At 37.8% G+C, this 18,911-nt stretch carries 18 protein-coding genes; 15 read left to right on the forward strand and 3 right to left on the reverse strand.

The genetic code is table 11. The annotated features are described in order from the left end of the window. Window positions 1-26: 26 nt before the first annotated feature. Entirely contained in the window at window positions 27-719 is a 693-nt protein-coding gene (locus V1L66_RS05570) for a DUF2225 domain-containing protein (protein ID WP_036078592.1), read from the reverse strand. A 185-nt stretch (window positions 720-904) separates the two neighbouring features. On the opposite strand from V1L66_RS05570, the gene V1L66_RS05575 reads away from it, so the two are divergent. Next, window positions 905-1,279 carry an iron-sulfur cluster assembly accessory protein gene (locus V1L66_RS05575; RefSeq protein WP_016991513.1) on the forward strand — a complete coding sequence of 125 codons (375 nt, stop codon included), beginning with the start codon at window positions 905-907 and terminating at the stop codon, window positions 1,277-1,279. Window positions 1,280-1,450: 171 nt separating this feature from the next. On the opposite strand, the gene V1L66_RS05580 is transcribed toward V1L66_RS05575, so the two are convergent. Beyond that, window positions 1,451-1,972, reverse strand: coding sequence for a GNAT family N-acetyltransferase (locus tag V1L66_RS05580; RefSeq protein WP_258860189.1), 522 nt, complete (start codon window positions 1,970-1,972; stop codon window positions 1,451-1,453). A 488-nt stretch (window positions 1,973-2,460) separates the two neighbouring features. Between V1L66_RS05580 and V1L66_RS05585 the strand changes: the two genes are divergently transcribed. From V1L66_RS05585 to V1L66_RS05605, 5 genes are all read left to right on the forward strand, one after another. After that, window positions 2,461-2,958, forward strand: coding sequence for an NUDIX domain-containing protein (locus V1L66_RS05585; RefSeq protein ID WP_036078588.1), 498 nt, complete (start codon window positions 2,461-2,463; stop codon window positions 2,956-2,958). Between the two features lie 25 nt (window positions 2,959-2,983). Next, window positions 2,984-4,735, forward strand: a complete 1,752-nt coding sequence (locus tag V1L66_RS05590; RefSeq protein ID WP_312126177.1) for a sensor histidine kinase — start codon at window positions 2,984-2,986, stop codon at window positions 4,733-4,735. A gap of 6 nt (window positions 4,736-4,741) precedes the next feature. Then, window positions 4,742-5,485, forward strand: a complete 744-nt coding sequence (locus V1L66_RS05595; RefSeq protein ID WP_258860186.1) for a LytTR family DNA-binding domain-containing protein — start codon at window positions 4,742-4,744, stop codon at window positions 5,483-5,485. A 117-nt stretch (window positions 5,486-5,602) separates the two neighbouring features. Further along, window positions 5,603-7,396, forward strand: coding sequence for a carbon starvation protein A (locus tag V1L66_RS05600; protein WP_004228334.1), 1,794 nt, complete (start codon window positions 5,603-5,605; stop codon window positions 7,394-7,396). 251 nt (window positions 7,397-7,647) lie between these two features. Next, window positions 7,648-7,977: a YuiB family protein gene (locus V1L66_RS05605; RefSeq protein ID WP_004228336.1), complete on the forward strand. Its 330-nt coding sequence runs from the start codon at window positions 7,648-7,650 to the stop codon at window positions 7,975-7,977. A gap of 91 nt (window positions 7,978-8,068) precedes the next feature. Here V1L66_RS05605 and V1L66_RS05610 read toward each other — a convergent pair whose 3' ends face one another. Continuing rightward, window positions 8,069-8,551 (reverse strand): divergent PAP2 family protein, encoded by a 483-nt coding sequence (locus V1L66_RS05610; protein ID WP_016991511.1) that lies wholly within the window; start codon window positions 8,549-8,551, stop codon window positions 8,069-8,071. 123 nt (window positions 8,552-8,674) lie between these two features. Here V1L66_RS05610 and V1L66_RS05615 point away from each other — a divergent pair, with 123 nt between their 5' ends. From V1L66_RS05615 to V1L66_RS05655, 9 genes are all read left to right on the forward strand, one after another. Beyond that, window positions 8,675-10,183, forward strand: coding sequence for a leucyl aminopeptidase (locus tag V1L66_RS05615; RefSeq protein WP_016991510.1), 1,509 nt, complete (start codon window positions 8,675-8,677; stop codon window positions 10,181-10,183). Window positions 10,184-10,318: 135 nt separating this feature from the next. Beyond that, on the forward strand, window positions 10,319-10,522 hold the full coding sequence (locus V1L66_RS05620) for a hypothetical protein (protein ID WP_016991509.1): 204 nt from the start codon (window positions 10,319-10,321) through the stop codon (window positions 10,520-10,522). A gap of 353 nt (window positions 10,523-10,875) precedes the next feature. Next, the gene (cobA, locus tag V1L66_RS05625) at window positions 10,876-11,649 is read left to right on the forward strand and encodes a uroporphyrinogen-III C-methyltransferase (RefSeq protein WP_016991508.1); all 774 of its coding nucleotides are present in this window, start codon (window positions 10,876-10,878) and stop codon (window positions 11,647-11,649) included. A gap of 12 nt (window positions 11,650-11,661) precedes the next feature. Next, the gene (locus V1L66_RS05630; RefSeq protein ID WP_036078574.1) at window positions 11,662-12,402 is read left to right on the forward strand and encodes a sirohydrochlorin chelatase; all 741 of its coding nucleotides are present in this window, start codon (window positions 11,662-11,664) and stop codon (window positions 12,400-12,402) included. Next, on the forward strand, window positions 12,402-12,551 hold the full coding sequence (locus tag V1L66_RS05635) for a YezD family protein (protein ID WP_312126166.1): 150 nt from the start codon (window positions 12,402-12,404) through the stop codon (window positions 12,549-12,551). Before V1L66_RS05630 ends, V1L66_RS05635 begins: the two co-directional genes overlap by 1 nt. Before the next feature lie 43 nt (window positions 12,552-12,594). Further along, a complete protein-coding gene (locus V1L66_RS05640; protein ID WP_312126164.1) occupies window positions 12,595-14,388 on the forward strand; it encodes an assimilatory sulfite reductase (NADPH) flavoprotein subunit in 1,794 nt (597 codons plus the stop codon). 122 nt (window positions 14,389-14,510) lie between these two features. Continuing rightward, the gene (cysI, locus tag V1L66_RS05645) at window positions 14,511-16,232 is read left to right on the forward strand and encodes an assimilatory sulfite reductase (NADPH) hemoprotein subunit (RefSeq protein WP_333006583.1); all 1,722 of its coding nucleotides are present in this window, start codon (window positions 14,511-14,513) and stop codon (window positions 16,230-16,232) included. A 639-nt stretch (window positions 16,233-16,871) separates the two neighbouring features. Then, on the forward strand, window positions 16,872-17,939 hold the full coding sequence (locus tag V1L66_RS05650) for an ABC transporter permease (RefSeq protein ID WP_333006582.1): 1,068 nt from the start codon (window positions 16,872-16,874) through the stop codon (window positions 17,937-17,939). Window positions 17,940-17,948: 9 nt separating this feature from the next. Continuing rightward, window positions 17,949-18,899 carry a hypothetical protein gene (locus tag V1L66_RS05655; RefSeq protein WP_333006581.1) on the forward strand — a complete coding sequence of 317 codons (951 nt, stop codon included), beginning with the start codon at window positions 17,949-17,951 and terminating at the stop codon, window positions 18,897-18,899. The last annotated feature ends 12 nt before the right edge of the window (window positions 18,900-18,911 follow it).

The following is an 18,911-nucleotide window of genomic DNA, read 5'->3' on the forward strand; positions in this document are numbered from 1 at the left end:
TTTCAAGCTAGAACTTTTTTATATACCTATACATGACGCGCATGTTCTTTTTCTTCTCGAATAATAGCCCACTGTTCTTTCGCCATATCTATAATTTTTGCTTCGCCACCGACACTTTGTTTTTCAATAACCCTAGAAAAGAAGCGTGTCGCATTTTCAATATCTCCAATGCGTCTAGATAATTCAGCAATCATATACATAATTCGGACAGCTGACATTTGGGTGGAGCTGTAATCCTCGGTTGAATAAGATTCCATATAATAATCACGTGCTAATTTCATGAAGCGTTCCTCTTGTCCACTATTGTTCAACGAACGATAGAGCCAGGCAAGACGTAAAGTTAGTCCAGCAATCGCTACATTTTTTTCCTTTTTAATTGTGCCACAAAGAAAAGCTAATTTATAGGCTTGAATGGCTTGAAATACAGTACGCTCCCCCTTGAAATCATGGTGTACCCATTTTTCTGTAATTTGTGTGCGTATATGATCTTGAATACCTGGTGCAAAATATTTTGTAAAGTCTTCTGTAAAGGAAAAGCCGCAATGCTCACAAACAAAGACATTATAATAGAGAGCATTCACTTCATCTGCATAAATAGGTTGAAAATCTGTTTCTGTATGATCTACTTTAATAAATTTTGAACGCACTTTTAATGTTGGAAATTCTTTTTTGCAATTTAAACATTGAATTTTTTTCTCGTAATATGGTGAAATCTCCATATATATTACCCCCTGCCAAGAATTCGTTGTAACTATTATACCAATGATGTTTTTATTAACATGAATAAAAAATACTATTAATGTGAAAAATATGAGAATTATAACTTAAAATCGACTTGAAGCTGAATGTTTGTCATACAATGGTCAAAATTGTTATGATAAACGTAAGAAGGAAGGTGATTGGGATGACAAGTACAAAACAAATTATTGAAGTGACACAGGCTGCTGGCTTTCATATTAATGAAATGATGGAGCATAATGAAGAACAAGGTTCTTTTTTACGTGTAGTGGTGAATGGTGGCGGCTGTAGCGGGCTATCCTATGGCATGCATTTTGATAAAGAGAAAAAAGATGATGATTTTGAAGATGTACAGCATGGTTTAACAATTCTTGTTTCCCGTGAAGATGCGCCGATTTTGATGGGAACAAAAATTGACTATAAACAATCGCTAATGGGCGGTGGCTTCACAATCGATAATCCAAATGCCATTGCATCATGTGGCTGCGGTACGTCTTTCAGAACAGCAAAGCGTGAAGGTACGCCTGAGATTTGTGAATAATTAAACGTGATATAAATGTAGAAGACAAACCTGATAATATGTAAACACAATCTGAATTAGGTTGTGAATACCAAGCCTTTTTGATTTGTATGTTTTGAAAACAACAAATTGAAGAGGCTTTTATTGTGCTTTGAAAAAATAAAAGGCTTAAAGAAAAGCCTTGTTTAGATTTTAAAATTTATAATACCAAAAAATTGCTATTTCATTTGCTGTTGGAAAATTTGAATATAGCATTGTATCCACTCCACCTATTACAAATTGATTTTTGGCATAAAAATGACAAGCTGAAACATTGATATCTTGTGTTTCAAGCATGAGACCACAGCAGTTCCTTTCTTTTGCCCACGCAATGGCTTTATTTATTAAGGCAGAGCCAACGCCATTTTTTCTATAATCTTTTGCGACAGCTATGTCTTCAATAAGTGCATATCCGTTCCAGTTAGAGCACATCTTAATCTGTCCTACACAGTGGTTGTCAATATAATAAAAAAATACAGCTTTCTCGATATCTTCAATGTAACTCAGATCAATTTCATCCTCTTCATATTTTTTGAAGTAAGGCTCTGAACATTTTTCCTCTGTAAATGTCCAAACTTTATCTTTGAATTTCGGTATAATTTTCCCCGAGACTATAAAACCGTCATTTGATTTATTAAAATCCTTCATATTAGATGGCGTCATTTTAATGATCATTTTACTCTCTCCCTTTCTGTATTCAACCATGTGGTGGGATGGATGGCTTTTATTTTCTGAACAACATATCTTCTCTCCCGGTTGCTGATATTGAAACAAAGTGAAAATATGAAAATGGCTTCTTTCGATGATGATGAAAGACGCCTTTTAGCATTGGGTTAAACAGACTTTTCAAGCTCCATAAACTTTACCCCATTTAAAACTGCTAGCTTATATATGACCCTCTTTTCATCAAGACCAAATTGTCCATTTTCTTCAATGACAAGGTGTTCATTGCTTTTAATTTGAAAGTAATTGGTTCCAAACGTACCTATTTCGTAAAATTTCCTTTCTTATTTAATTGAATAGGTACAATAAGTGTAACATATTTACAAATGAGGATTGTCTATGCATTTATATGATTTGCAAAGATTGGTCTTAAAATTCTGAATAAAAGCTTCATTCCACTGAAAGCGAGCAGGTATAATAGTTATATAGAGGTGAAGGTTATGAGAAAAGATCGAGGGAAAATATGGTTGGGTGTATCAGGTGTTACGGTGAATGAGCTTGGCCAATGGTTAGTTGTGAAAAAGGCTTATAGCGGATTGAAAGGACGTTGGTCATTGCCAGCAGGTTTTGTTAATGCAGGAGAAACGGTAGATGAAGCGGTTATTCGTGAAATCAAAGAAGAAACAGGCATCGATTGTAGAGTCTCAGGCTTAATTGGATTTAGAACAGGTGTCATCCGTGATGACATCAGTGATAATATGGCCATTTTTTATTGTCGAATGCTAGATGAGCAGCAGCAGGTTTCCATTCAAGAAAAAGAAATTTTAGAAGCGAAATGGTTGTATCCACAGGAACTAGCACAAGATGAAACAACCTCAGTGATGTTAAAGGAAATGGCTTCCAATCAATTTGAAAGACATCAATTAGAGGCGATAGAAGGGATTAATCCAGGTGATATTTTTGGTTATACCTCTTATCGTTTATTCTTTAAAAAATAATATGACTTTTAGGAGGTGACCTTTGATGGAGCTGTTTTTATTTATGTTAGAGCGAGTTGGGCTGATCATTGTGTTTGCCTTTTTAATGTCAAGATGGCGACTCTTTCGAGAAAAGCTGTTTCAGGAGCAAGGAACGAAAGAGAAAATATGGCTCATTATTATCTTTAGTAGCCTATGTATTATCAGCAGTTATACAGGGATTAAAATTGAAAGTGGGACAATCCATCCTTTAAATCAGATGATACATAGTACAATCAATGCAGAAGAGGCGATCGCCAATACAAGGCTAATTGGTGTGGCTATTGCAGGAATTTTTGGTGGACCTCTCGTTGGCGTGTGTGTAGGCATTATTGCAGGTATTCACCGAATTACACTTGGTGGTTTTACAGCAATAGCCTGCGGTGTTTCAACGATTCTTGCTGGCTTTATTACAGGTGGTTTAAGTAAACGCTTCAAAATCCGTCAAACGTTTTCCTATAAGAAAGCGGTCATCATTGGCATCTGTGCGGAAACGATTCAAATGCTGGTGATTTTAGTAGTCGCGAAGCCATTTGAGCAGGCTTTGCAGCTAGTCTCATTAATTGCCATGCCAATGATTTTAATGAATGCCTTTGGAATATTTTTATTTTTCATGATTATTAAAACGTTTATTGATGAAGAGGAGCGTACAAAGGCATTACAAACCCATCAAGCTTTTTCGATTGCCCAACAAACAATTGAGCATTTTCGTAAGGGCTTGAATGAAGAATCATGCCAAACGGTTGCTGAAATTATTAAAAGAGAAATAAAAGTAGATGCGGTCGCTATTACCGATAAAAATGGCGTATTAGCACATGTTGGCGTTGGTGAGGATCATCATTTAATACATCGTGAAATAATGACAGCTTTGACGAAACGGGTATTAGAGGAAGGCAATATATTAATGGCTACATCTGAAAAGGAAATTCAATGTCCGCACGCTAGCTGCCCATTAAGTGCTGCCATTGTCTTGCCCTTGAAGGTACAACATCGAACGGTTGGAAGCTTAAAGCTTTATTTTACTAAAGCAGATTCTTTAACAGGGGTGAAGAAGGAATTAGCTGAGGGCTTAAGTAGACTATTTTCCTCACAGCTTGAATTTGCTGAAATTGAGCAACAGCGGAAATTATTAAAGGATGCTGAAATTAAGGCATTACAAGCACAAGTCCATCCACATTTCTTCTTTAATAGTCTGAATACAATTTCAAGCTTGATTCGGACAGATGCAGATGAGGCAAGAGCGTTATTAATCAAGCTTAGTAAATTTTTTAGAAGCAATTTGCAGGGCGCACGGCAAATGCTTATTCCATTGAAAAATGAAATAGATCATGTTGAAGCTTACTTGTCTATTGAGCAAACACGGTTTCCTAATCGGTACGAAGTTGAATTTATCATGGATGAAACACTTTTTGATGTGCAAATTCCTCCATTTACCTTGCAACCACTTGTCGAGAATGCTATTTATCATGCCTTTAAAAATCGTAGTGAGGGCAAAATCTATGTCAAAGTACAACGTGTGAATAATAAGCTGGTCCTATCAACAGAAGATAACGGCTGTGGAATGAGGAAGGAGCAGGTAAAACAACTTGGCAAGCGTATTATGCAATCCGAACAAGGGACAGGAACTGCTCTATGGAATATTTATCAGCGAATTCATGAAATTTATGGCTCTGAGGCGGATTTTCATATAACAAGTACGTTAGATGTAGGAACAAAAATTATGATTCAACTGCCGTTAAAGGCGACTAGATGGGAGTAGAAGAAATTGAATGTATATATTGTGGATGATGAACCCTTAGCACGTGCAGAACTGCGATATTTATTAGAGCAAACAGCGTTGGTGAATGTTTGTGGTGAATCTGAAAATCTTGAGGAGTTGTATAAAGCGTCACAGCTTGAAGAAGTCGATTGTATATTTTTAGATATTGAATTAGGCATAAATAATGGTCTTGATTTAGCTAAACAATTATTACTGAATGAACAGAGGCCAGAAATTATTTTTGCTACAGCCTACGATGACTATGCTTTGCAGGCATTTGAAGTCAATGCATTTGATTATATATTGAAACCTTTTGAGGCAGAAAGGGTACAAACAGCTGTGGAAAAGCTTTTAGCTAAAAAAAGAGCTGCTCAGGCAAAAACGATGGAGGAGTTAAAAGTTTCACAGCTAGACAAGCTCGATAAATTAACGGTTTATGCAAACGATCGAATTTTACTGCTGAAAATACAGGATATTTTGTATTGTACCTCTGAGGATAGTAAAACGGTTGTTGTGACAGAGCAGGGACGTTTTTTTGCTTCCGAGTCATTGGCTGCGTTAGAAAAAAAGCTTACTTTAAAAGGCTTTGTACGTGTCCATCGTGCGTATATTGTCAATTTAGAGCATATTGTGGAACTTGAGCCCTGGAGTAGTTCTAAATTTAATTTAATCGTGCACAACAGACATTCCATTCCTGTTAGCAGACTGTATATGAAGGATGTAAGGAAAATTTTTGACCTATCGAAGTAGTTGCATTTCAATGAACAAATACTACCGCTCAGCTTTAATTTCTGACATTTCAGTTATTTTAGGAATATTAAGGACATTCCTTTGCTATGATGTGGAAAAAGTAAAAGGGGTGTTTGCATGAATGCGATTACAATAGTGATAGGGTCTATTTGTATTTTGATGATCAGCTATCGTTTGTATGGCATTTTCTTTACAAAGAAGGTACTTAAAATAAAAGATGATACGCCCACCCCAGCCCACGCTTTGGAAGATGGTAAAGACTATGTTCCGACGAATAAATGGGTAACCTTTGGGCATCATTTTGCAGCGATTGCAGCAGCAGGACCCTTAGTGGGACCAATCCTAGCTGCACAGTTTGGGTATTTACCTGGACTTCTATGGCTATTAATCGGAGCAGTAATTGGTGGGGCAGTTCATGATGCTGTTGTTTTATTTGCATCCATGCGTCATGGTGGTAAATCCCTATCGGAAGTGATGAAGGAGGAGTTAGGCCCTATCGCAGGTTTCTGTACAGGCCTTGCGATGCTATTCATTATTACGATTACAATGGCAGGTCTCTCGATGGTGGTGTTAGGTGCTTTAGAGCGCAATCCATGGGGAACGTTTGCGGTAGGCATTACGATACCAATCGCCATGCTTGTGGGTATTGCCTATCGTAAAACAGGCAATTTAATTGTTACATCTACGATAGGCTTTATTTTATTAATGATTGGGGTATTTATCGGACCGCTTATTCAAGGCACAGCATTCGGTGATTTTTTAACATTTGATCGGGATACATTAGCTATCATCTTACCGATCTATGCCTTTTTCGCCGCTGCATTACCTGTGTGGCTTTTATTAGCACCTCGTGATTATTTAAGTAGTTTCATGAAGATTGGGGTATTTATTGCACTAATTATTGGCGTTTTCTTTGTTAATCCTGCTATTCAATTCCCGCCATTGACAGAGTTTATTCATGGTGGTGGACCAGTAATTGCCGGTCCTGTGTGGCCGTTTGTTTCTATTACAATTGCCTGTGGTGCCATTTCTGGCTTCCATGCTTTTGTAGGTTCAGGAACAACGCCTAAGATGATTGATCGTTGGGAGGACATCCGTATTGTAGGCTTTGGTGCTATGCTAGTAGAGTCACTAGTAGGTGTGATGGCTTTAATCGCAGCTACTGCTCTTCATCCAGCCGACTATTTTGCGATTAACTCAGCACCAGCTGTGTTTGCTACATTAGGAATGGAGCCCGTTCATCTACAAGCATTGTCTCAAAGTATTGGCATGGATTTGGAAGGACGAACAGGAGGTGCTGTAACGCTAGCAGTTGGCATGACAGATATCTTTACAGGTATTCCTTGGTTTGCAGAGCTATCTTCGTACTTCTATCAATTTGTCATTATGTTTGAGGCGGTTTTCATTCTTACAGCCATTGATGCTGGAACAAGGGTAGCTCGTTATTTAATACAAGACTTTGGTGGCAATGTTTATAAACCATTGAAGCGTACCAATTGGGTACCAGGTACAATTTTTGCTAGTGCACTTGCCTGCTTTATGTGGGGCTATTTATTGTATTCAGGGGATATAAGCTCTATCTGGGTATTATTTGGTGTATCCAATCAGCTAATGGCAGCCATTGGTCTAGTATGTGGAGTGACGATGGTATTGAAGGTCGCAGATAAACGCATCTATGCATTGACATGCTTTATTCCATTGGCTTATTTATACATTACGGTCAACGTTGCAGGCTATTGGATGATTAAAAATGTATACTGGAATCCAGCCGCTGCAGGCTTTAATATGTTAAATGGGATTTTATCTGTTATCATGCTAATGCTTGGCTTCTTAATTGTGCTGACAGCCTTTAAAAAATGGGCACAGCTTTGGAAATCACCAAAGTTTTTAGTAGCTCAATCAACTTCATAAAATCATAGAAACTATTGAAGATAAGCATTCGTCTTCAATAGTTTTTTTGATAAAAAAAGCATTTATCTAACTTGAAGCTATAGTTTACCCGCGGAAGGTGGGAGAATACCCCTAACTTCAAAGAGCAACCACAGGTGATCAATTGAATGATTTTCCTAAATATGACGAACAAGCGAAAACAAGGATATGTTCATTGAAAGCGGTGTCGTAATCATGTAAACTAATGAGAGGAAAACGGAGGTTATACATACATGGATGGTCCAGTTTCATTAGTACAGTTAATCATTTCTATATTGTTATTTTTCGTCATGTTCTTTGGTATCGGATTCTTGTTAAATATGCTGTTACGGATGACATGGTTAATGGCAATTGTGTATCCAATTGTTGTCATCTTTATTGTAGATGAAGTAAGCTTCTTAGATTATATTTTTAAGCCAGGCTCTGCCTTCCCAGCACTAATTGATAAATTACAGGCTCTTCAGTTTGTAGATATTGCTATTTTATCAGGTGGCTTTGCAGGATCTATTGTGGCGGGTATCGTGATGATTTATTTACGTAAAAGTGGATACAGAATGTTCTAACGTGCTTAGTATTCTTTCTTCAATTGAAGAGGGGATACTTTTTTTGTACAAAAAAAACACAGCCTCCCTCTTGAGGATGTGTTTATGTCTGTTAGATGAAAAACTCGTAGGTTATGATGGCGATAAAAATACCCGTGAGAGCCCCAAAAAATACTTCACTTCGTTTATGGCCTAATAGTGTTTTTAATTCCTCCATTTTCTCTTGTCCGTCCATCTGTGGCCACTTTTTTAAATCATGAACCAATGTTTGAAAATCCTTTCGTAGTTGATTTAATATAGCGGCATGCTGCCCTGCCTGGTAACGAACACCACTGGCATCGTACATCACGATGATGGAAAACATGGCGGCTACCGCAAAAATGGGGGATTCCAAACCCGTCTCATAGGCAATTGAGGTTGCCAATCCAGTGACAGAAGCGGAGTGAGAACTAGGCATTCCGCCCGTTGAGGTAAAAAGTCCCCATTTTACTTGTCTGGTCATTAGAAAATGGATGGGGATTTTAACAAACTGTGCAAAGAGAACCGCAAAGAGGGCAATTAGTAATGGGGTATTTTGGAGTAAACTCAATTTCATCACAACCTTCGCAAATAATTGCTTTTATTATAACATTCATTATTTTCTAAAAGAAGATATAGGCAAATATTACGCCATTTTCAGAAACTTCGTTATAATAGTATATGGAATGGAGGAGTTTACATGCATATTGTAAAAGAAGCAAAAACATTTGAAACGATTTCTACTGAACTATTAGTGGTAGGAGTCACAAAACATCGTGAACAAATGCAGGACTGGGCAAGCTTTTCATCTTTTTACGGTGAAGCCCTCGATACATGGATTAGTGCAGGGGACGTCTCAACTGAATTAAAGAAACTAACGAAATTACCATTTGTGAAAGACCATGCCAGCCTCAAACGTATTGTATTTGTAGGCTTAGATGAGCGTAAAAACCTAACAGAAGGTGATATTCGCGCAGCATTTGGTTTAGTAGGGAAAGAATTAAGATCTTTAAAAGTAAAAGAGTATTCCATCTGGCTTGAATCATTTACAACAGAGTCAATTTCAACAGCAGATGTAGCATTTTTAGCGGGTGAAGGAATTGGCCTTGGCTATTATGCTATTCCACATTATAAAACCACTTCGAACGAGGTAGATAAACGTATTGATGCTGTTCACCTTGTGACTACAGCAGAGGATTTAGATGAAGTGGTGGCAAGCTTTGAGGTAGGTGTGATTTATGCAGATGCTGTTAATGAAGCTCGTAGCCTAATAAATTTACCTCCAAATCTACTAACAGCAACGGATTTAGCTAACTATGCACAATCTCTAGCAGTGGAATACAATTTGGAAGTAGAGATTTTAGATAAAGCACAATTAGAGGAACTAGGTATGGGTGGTATATTAAGCGTTAACCAAGGCTCTTATGAAGAACCACGATTAATTACCTTAAAATATAAAGCGACTGAAGATTTTGAAGATCCAATTGGCCTTGTTGGTAAGGGCGTAACGTATGATACAGGCGGCTATTCTTTAAAACCAAAGGATTCTATGGTTGGTATGAAAGGTGATATGGGCGGTGCTGCTGCTGTACTTGGTGCAATGAAAATTATCGGTGAATTACGTCCAAATAAAAATGTTGTAGCCGTTATCGGTTCTACAGATAATATGGTGTCCGATACAGCGTTTAAACCTGATGATGTGATTACGACGTACAGTGGGAAAACCGTAGAAGTATTAAATACGGATGCAGAAGGGCGTTTAGTTCTGGCAGATGCAACTACATATGCTAAACAGCAAGGTGCTACATCACTAATTGATGTTGCTACTTTAACTGGAGGCGTTATTACTGCGTTAGGTATGGATAAAACAGGTGCTCTTTCAAATGATGATGCATTTTTTGAAGCATTTATGGAAGCTGCCAAAGAGACAGATGAATTTGTTTGGCGCATGCCTTTAACAGAGAATGATAAAAAACGAATTCGAAAATCAGATGTAGCTGATTTAAATAACTCTCCTGGTCGTGATGGTCATATGATTTTCGGCGGCGGTTTTGTAGGTGAATTTGTTGGTGATACACCATGGATTCACCTGGATATAGCAGGCACATCTGATGCAGTAGCAGTTCATGATTTAGGACCTAAAGGTGGTACTGGTGTTATGGTCCGTACACTAGCTAATTTTGTCCAACGTTTAGGGGAAGAAAAATAATAAAGTGTGTCAATCAGCGGGAGTTTATTCTCGCTGATTTTTTGTGATTTATGCACTAATCCCGATAGAATAGGCATTCTACATATGATAGATGTATCTTCCTTCATACGATAGAGTAAAAAGGGGAGGTAGCATATGCGCAATTTCGGAGGTTATCCAGGCGGAGGATTTGGAGGCTTTATTTGGCCATTTGGCGCACCGTTTTTTGGTGGGTTTTTAGGCAGTTTTCTAGGCTCTCAATTTAATCAATATCCTTACAATCCATATTATCCAAACTATCGACCATATCCACCAGGTCCATATTTTCGACCAGGTCCGCGTTATCGTAGACCATGGTAAGCACATAATTTGATCAACCAGTTGTCGATCTTGAAATCGGCAGCTGGTTTTTTTTGCGCCTAACGAAGTATCAAATTTAGTGTTGACAGAATATACTAAATTATTTATTATTCTTATTATATTACTAAGAATTAAATATGTGGCTGACTAGCAAACTAGAGGCTTGTATTATTCATAGGCATTTTTGTGCCTAAGGATAATATTGGCCTTTTTTCTTTATCTTAATTCAGTAAATGTTTTTATACCGAAAGCAAAGTGTCAGTTATAGAAAACTCGAGGACCCTTATTAGTTAGTTGAATAAATCTGAAATGCTATGACAGCGAGGCGTAATTGACAGAAGGAGTGAGATGAAATGGGGAAAGTTTATATTGTTGGTGCAGGTCCTGGGGATGTTGACCTCCTTACGATTAAAGGATTACGTTGCATTGAATGTGCAGATGTCATTTTATATGACAGACTCATTAATAAAGAGCTATTAGCCTATGCCAAGAAAGACGCTAAATTAATCTTTTGCGGAAAGTTACCACAGCAGCATGCCATGATTCAGGAGCAAATCAACCAAACCCTTGTTGATTATGCCCAACAAGGATATATCGTCACAAGATTAAAAGGAGGAGACCCATTTGTTTTTGGTAGAGGTGCAGAGGAGGCTGATGTGCTAGCGAAGCATCAAATTCCCTTTGAAATTGTGCCTGGTATTACGTCAGGTATAGCAGCCCCAGCATATGCAGGTATTCCTGTCACACATCGTGACCTAGGTTCAAGCTTTGCTATGGTTACAGGGCATATGCAGGACGGGAAAGAAGATGCTATCCGTTGGGAAAGCCTTGCAAAAGGGATTGATACGATTGCCATTTATATGGGGGTTGGTAATCTTCCATATATCCGTCAACAATTACTCAAATATGGCCGTGATGAAAAAACGCCTGTTGCTGTTATTCACTGGGGAACCGTTTCTACAAAGCAAAGAACGGTTACAGGGACTTTAGCTACAATTGAGGAAATTGTGCGTACAGAAAATATTCAAAACCCTAGCATCATATTAGTAGGGAAGGTTGTGACTCTAAGAGAAACCATTCAGTGGTTTGAGCAAAGCCCAACACAGCCAATCCAAATTACGGGATAAGGTTGTGGAATCATGCAGGCTATTTTATATATTGCACATGGCAGTCGTGTCAAGGAAGGCGTAGTGCAGGCCGTAAACTTTCTTCAAGGCGTTCAACAAGAAGTGACAGTACCTATTCAGGAAATATGCTTTCTAGAGCTAGCAAAACCAACCATTGCAGAAGGCATTGCTAGCTGTATTCGGAAAGGGGCAACAGCGATTGCCGTAATGCCTATTCTCCTACTAGCTGCTCAACACGCAAAGCATGATATTCCGAAAGAAATGGCAAAAGCTCAAGAACTATATCCATTTGTAAAGTTTACATATGGTGAGCCTCTTGGCATTCATGAACGATTAATTGACACGTTACAAGCTAGGATAATAGAAAAACAGCAACCTAACAGCAATGCGAGTGTTTTACTCATAGGACGTGGGAGTAGTGATCCAGCCGTCAAGAGGGATTTAGCCAAAATTGCCAAAAGGCTACGTACTAAATATCACTATAAAGCCGTTGATACATGCTTCTTATACGGAATGGGACCAACCTTTGAAGACTGGCTACTGCAACATAAAGGGAAGCAACAGCAAGTTTTTATTGTCCCTTATTTATTATTTACAGGCATTTTAAGACAAAGTATTGCCAAGCGATTACAAGGCTTTGACAGCCAAAACATTTTGTTATGTGAAAGCTTAGGCTATGACGACAATGTGAAAAAAGTATTAGTGGAACGTATTGATGAATTACTACATTTTAAAGAGGAAGGTGTTTCGTAATGGTAGATAAAAGAACTGAAAATGTAAATCTAGCATTAGATAATGTCCGCCATATGTTAAATACTGTGAACCACGGATCAATTACATTGATTGTTCAAAATTCCTATGTGGTTCAGATTGAGAAAAAGGAAAAAATAAGGCTTCGATAAATTAAAAAATATGAAATGATGATAATTCGTGAGGTGGCAAAGATTGAAATTACAAGTAATAAACAGTCCATTTAATGAAGAGCAGGTGAAGTTATTAAACGAGCTTCTCCCTAAATTAACAATTGAACAAAAATTTTGGCTAAACGGTTACTTAAGTGCTCCACAAGCAACGCTTGAAGCAATTGTTGAACAGGCACCAACTGCCTCCCAACCTGTTACAAAAACAATAACAATTTTATATGGTTCCCAAACAGGCAATAGTCAAGGATTAGCTGAAAAATATGCAGCAGCATTAAAAGAACAGCAGGTAGATGTAACTGTCTCATCGTTAGGAAAATTTAAAGCAAGTAATTTAAAAAAGATCACTAATCTATTACTTATTGTGAGTACACATGGAGAGGGAGATCCACCAGATCAAGCGATACAATTCTATGAATTTTTGCATAGCAAGCGGGCGCCAAAACTAGAACATCTACAGTATTCGGTCCTTGCTTTAGGGGATAGCTCCTATGAATTTTTCTGTAAGACAGGTAAGGACTTCGATGAGCAATTTGCAAAATTAGGTGCAACAAGAATGGTTCCTCGAATCGATTGCGATGTAGATTATGATGATGCAGCTGCACAGTGGTTCGCTGCGGTTCAACAAGAATTTCTTCAGCAAACATCTTCAGCAACGTCTACTTCAGCACACAACGAAGGCGCGCAAGTACTTGAAGAATCTACATATTCAAGAAAAAATCCATTTTACGCTGAAGTACTTGAAAATTTGAATCTAAATGGTCGTGGCTCCAATAAAGAGACGCGTCATCTTGAATTATCCATTGAGGGAGCTAACTTCCATTTTGAACCTGGCGATAGTATTGGCATTTTGCCAGAGAACGACGAACAATTAGTGAATGCATTGCTGACGGCACTTCAATTTGATTCAGAGACGGAAGTGACTGTTTTTGATGAAACAATATCAATAAAAGATGCACTACAGAAAAAATTAGAAATTACAGTGTTATCTAAACCGTTACTCGAAAAAATCGCTGCTTATACAGAGCATAAAGAATTTTCTAAGCTATTGGAAGAACCACAAGCATGGAAGGACTATGCAAAAGGAAGAGACTTGCTCGACCTAGTAGAGGAATTTACACCGTTTACTTGGAGTGCACAGCAGTTTGTAGCGTTACTGCGTAAAATTCCAGCTCGACTTTATTCTATTGCTAGTAGCCAAAAGGCCAATAGCGAAGAGGTTCATTTAACGATTGGCAAGGTAAGCTATGAAACAGCAGGTAGACAACGCCTTGGTGTTTGCTCTGGAAGTGTGGCAGAACGAATACAAATAGGTGATACCTTACCAATCTATGTTCATAAAAACCCGAATTTCAGATTGCCAGAGAATAATGAAACGCCAATTATTATGATTGGTGCAGGCACAGGTGTTGCACCATATCGAGCTTTTTTAGAGGAGCGAGAAGAGTTAGGGATTGTTGGGAAAGCATGGCTCATCTTTGGTGATCAGCATTTTGTTACGGATTTTCTCTATCAAACGGATTGGCAACGTTGGCTAGCTGCTGGCACATTAAGTCACATGCATGTAGCCTTTTCACGTGATACGGACAAAAAAGTCTATGTTCAACATAAATTGCTAGAAAATGCAGCAAGTTTTTATGAGTGGCTGGAGCAGGGGGCCATCATTTATGTATGTGGTGACGAAAAATCAATGGCATCGGATGTCGATGCAACCATTCATCAAATCATTGAGCAGCAAGGACAGAAAACACCAGAGGAAGCAAAAGCCTATGTGAATGAATTAAAACAGCAAAAACGCTACCAACGTGATGTTTATTAATGGAATTCAACACAAATTCCTCGAAAACCTTCCCTAATGAAGGAGTTTATCTCTTTGCTTGCAAGCAAACCCTCATGTATGCCAATACACTGAGGTGTAATGGATTAAAGGAGCGATAAAGAATGACAGAAAAAATAGTGTTACCTCCGCAGCCTGGGAAACCAAGTGATGTAGAGCGTATTAAGACCGAAAGTAATTACCTACGTGGAACACTGGAACGTACCATGAACAATCCATTAAGCTCTGGTATTCCAGAGGACGATAATCGTCTAATGAAATTCCATGGCAGTTATTTACAGGATGATCGAGATCTTCGGAATGAACGTCAACGACAAAAGCTGGAGCCAGCCTATCAATTTATGGTACGTGTACGAACACCAGGTGGAGCAGCTACGCCAGCACAATGGCTTGTGATGGATGAAATGGCTAGAAAGTATGGCAATGGCTCTTTAAAATTAACAACACGTCAAGCATTCCAAGTACATGGCATTTTAAAATGGAATGTTAAAAAATATATGCAGGAAATCAATGAGGTGCTATTGGATTCTCTTGCGGCCTGTGGAGATGTGAACCGTAATGTGATGTGTAATGTTAATCCAAACCAATCTGCATTACATGAAGAGGTTTATAATTGGTCTGCAAAACTAAGTGAGCATTTACTGCCACGCACACGTGCTTATCATGAATTATGGTTGGATGGAGAAAAGGTTGTAGATAGTCAGGATGTAGAAATTGAACCGATTTACGGAGCGCAATATTTGCCTCGTAAATTTAAAATTGGTATTGCGATTCCACCAAGTAATGATGTGGATGTATTTTCACAAGATATCGGATTGATTGCCATCGTTGAAGATAATCAGCTGGTTGGCTTTAATGTAGCGGTTGGGGGAGGAATGGGCATGACGCATGGTGATCATGAAACCTATCCACAGCTTGCTCGTGAAATTGGCTTTATAACGCCAGATAAATTACTGGAAACAGCAGAAAAAATAATTACGATTCAACGTGATTATGGGAATCGCTCTGTCCGTAAAAATGCACGATTTAAATACACGATTGATGCGAGAGGACTTGAATGGTTCCAAGAGGAATTAACACGTCGTCTAGGCTGGGAAATTCAGCAGGCTCGTCCCTATACATTTGAGCGTACAGGTGATGAATTTGGCTGGATTAAAGGGGCAGATGGTCATTGGCATTATACGTTATTTATTCAAAATGGCCGTGTAAAAGACTTTGAGGATTATCAGTTGTTAACTGGCTTACGTGAAATAGCTAAGGTGCACACGGGTGATTTTCGTTTAACACCGAACCAAAACCTAATGATTAGCAATGTAACACCCCAGAAAAAGAAAAAAATAAATACGCTTATTGAACAATACAAGCTAACAGACGGTGCGCATTATTCTGCCTTACGCCGCAATTCCATTGCCTGTGTCTCATTACCGACATGTGGCTTAGCCATGGCAGAAGCAGAACGCTATTTACCTTCTCTTATAACAAAAATTGATGCCATTATTGATGAGGCTGGCTTAAATGAAACAGAAATTGTTATTCGCATGTCTGGTTGTCCAAATGGCTGTTCACGTGCAGCAATGGGTGAAATCGGCTTTATCGGCAAAGGGCCAGGGAAATACAATATGTACCTTGGTGCAAGTTTTACAGGCAATCGCTTAAATAAAATCTATCGTGAAAATATTGGTGAAGAGGAAATTTTAGCAGAGCTACGTCCAATTCTTCTGCATTTTGCCAAGGATCGTTTAGAGGGCGAGCATTTTGGAGACTTTGTCATTCGTGCAGGTTATGTCACAGCTGTTTATGATGGAAGAGAATTTCATGCACAATAATAAAGTATAGATTAGACGAAGGCTGTAAGGAAGATGCTTCTTTTCCTTACAGCTTTTTAGTGTTAAGTAATTGAATAGAAATAACCATATCTAATCTCAATGTTTGGTAATCATATGGATTCCAATCTATATATTGAAATACCTCCGACTATTACTGATTCTTCATATATCTAATCTTCTGTAGTAAAATCCTTTTTTGAAATAGTTGAGTAACTTCCCACAACTTTTGATTTTTACCAATTTCATGGTAGGATAAATATAAATAATAGTAAAATATTATGTTTTTATCCAAAAATGTTAAATAAATATATTCCGCAAGAAATTAGCAGAATAAAGGGATAATCTTTTATATTTTGTTTTGCTATGTTTTAGGAAATTAATTGACTCTTTATTATAACTTGTGCTACTAAGTGCATTCCAGAGGGCTTTCGAGGATCCACCTTATTTGTAACGATCAGTCAGCTATTATTAGATTTTAAAATCTCAATTACAACTTTGGATGATGAACTAAGGGGTAGATTTCAGTACACCTATGAAGGCTGTAATAACCAAATGCGGGAATTATACGATAGAGCTAATAGTTGATGAGAAAATAACTGCTTCATATCCTATTTATATATGTGATTAAGGGGAATGTGAATGAAACTTCAAATGTACATAAAGCTATTGTATAAATCAATGCTACGAAATAAAACGGTTATGACAGTTCTAACCTTACAAATGGCAATTTCACTTATGCTAGTTACTGTCATATTTTCTTTTTTGTATGGAAGCTATCATACAGTAAGGGAGCAAGTGAAGAGGGAAAACGGAACAACAACAATTATGCTAACCTATCCGGTTTCACTCAGTACTTTGACTAAACTTGAAAGGGAGTGGCGAGCAGAGTCAAAGGTTCAGAGATTTTCCTATTTCGCTACGACTGATGATCAGGTGAAATTCGGATCGCACGTTGTTGTTTTGCCGTTATGGGGTGTTAATGAAGACTATCCCTATTTCTATGGTTTTCCCTTTGAGCAGTTAAGGGAAGGTGAGACAGTTTTGACGGTTAATGCAGTCAAAAAAGTGTTCCCCAATCGCAGTGCTGAGAGCGTTGTTGGTGAGATCATTGAAATTAATAAGAAAGTCTATACCGTTATTGGTGTGGAGCAAGTAAGTTTAGTTGACCGTGTTTATATTCCCCATGCAGATTTCGAGCAGGCATATAACAAGATTGACGGGGTTCGGGTAGGCTCATTAGAGATTGATAAGAATTCCGCATCAATAGTGTTAGAAGAATTAAAACCGTATGGACCAGTAGAACGGGAACCAATTGCTCAGTCGAGATACCAGGGTATTATGTTCTTCATCTTAGTAGCAAGTCTGGTTACCATTTTTTTAGTTCTCTACTCGGTTCTTAGTTTTATTCAGCTATACAGCTTTAAACTCATTAAGGAGCGCGATAAGTGGAATATATTGTTTTTGCTAGGTGCTACTCGCGGTAACTTAAGGTCTTATTTGTATACTGAAACAGCAAGCATGACAATCGTATCGCTTCTAACTGCTGCAGTTGGCTATTGGGCTATTGCACATGCTGTTAGTCTAGAAGGTATAACTTTCCAAATAGATGTAGTAGTGATCTTAGCTATTGCAATAATTGTGATGACAATGATCCTCCTATCAGTGGAGTTAACCCTTCATAAATTGAAAAGAAATGTATTTAAGTGAGGTTTAATTATGAGGGATTTGTGGAGAATTGCATCAAAAATGCTTAATCGTAATAGAAAAATGACATGGTTAATACGCATTCAATTTTTAGTTATGTTTTTGCTCGTCTTCATTTTAGTTAGTTTCCTTTTCAAGAATCAAGATCAAATGCAAGTTCTTAGAGAGCAAATTGGCAAAGATGTTTGGATGATTATGCCTACATTCAAACCTAATTCAAACTCTGGCTTGACCGATGATTGGACCCAAGAACAACTCGATTGGTTAGAACACAAATTTACTGGTAAGGTCGGCATCATTTCTTTAAGTCCGAATCAAGAGGATGACTCACAAAAAATTTATGTAAATGATGTTATTGAAAAGCTAGTGTCTGATAATGATCAAAGGCAAGCGAGGGAATACCTTCAATATTTTCTTTTATATGATTCAATTCAGCCTCATGCACAGATTCTTCCGATTGAAGAAAAAAATCTGCAGGATATATGGGTGTATGTTGTAGGGGTAGAAGATGAGGAAATACATGTTAATACTTTAGATGCGGAGCTCTCTAAACTGAATCCAATATCTAACTATGATGTTCGGCAGGTAATTAATACCAAAGAGCAACAAACAGAAATCAATTTAATTTATGCGAAATCGCTGCTATTCTTTATTACCATTGCTTTCATACTCATTATGATCTGTATTACTAGCTTTGTCTTGCTACAGAATCAATACCAGACTGCTAAGCTACAGCTATTTAGGCTTTTTGGCGCTACTAGGATGGATATAATAAAGATCTTTGTATTCACTAACTTATTGTTAATGGGACCTTCTTACATGATTGCACTTCTTTTATTTATCTTGGCAGGTGTGCTTTGGCTGACATTTACTACATGGATGCTTACTTTTTTTATAAGTTTCTGTTTAATTGTTATTCTATTGCTACTTATGACAATTCCATCAATATCTTTAGGTCGTTAAATTAGTTGTTCA

This window comes from Lysinibacillus sp. IITD104 (assembly GCF_036698265.2).
GTDB classification, from domain to species: domain Bacteria; phylum Bacillota; class Bacilli; order Bacillales_A; family Planococcaceae; genus Lysinibacillus; species Lysinibacillus boronitolerans.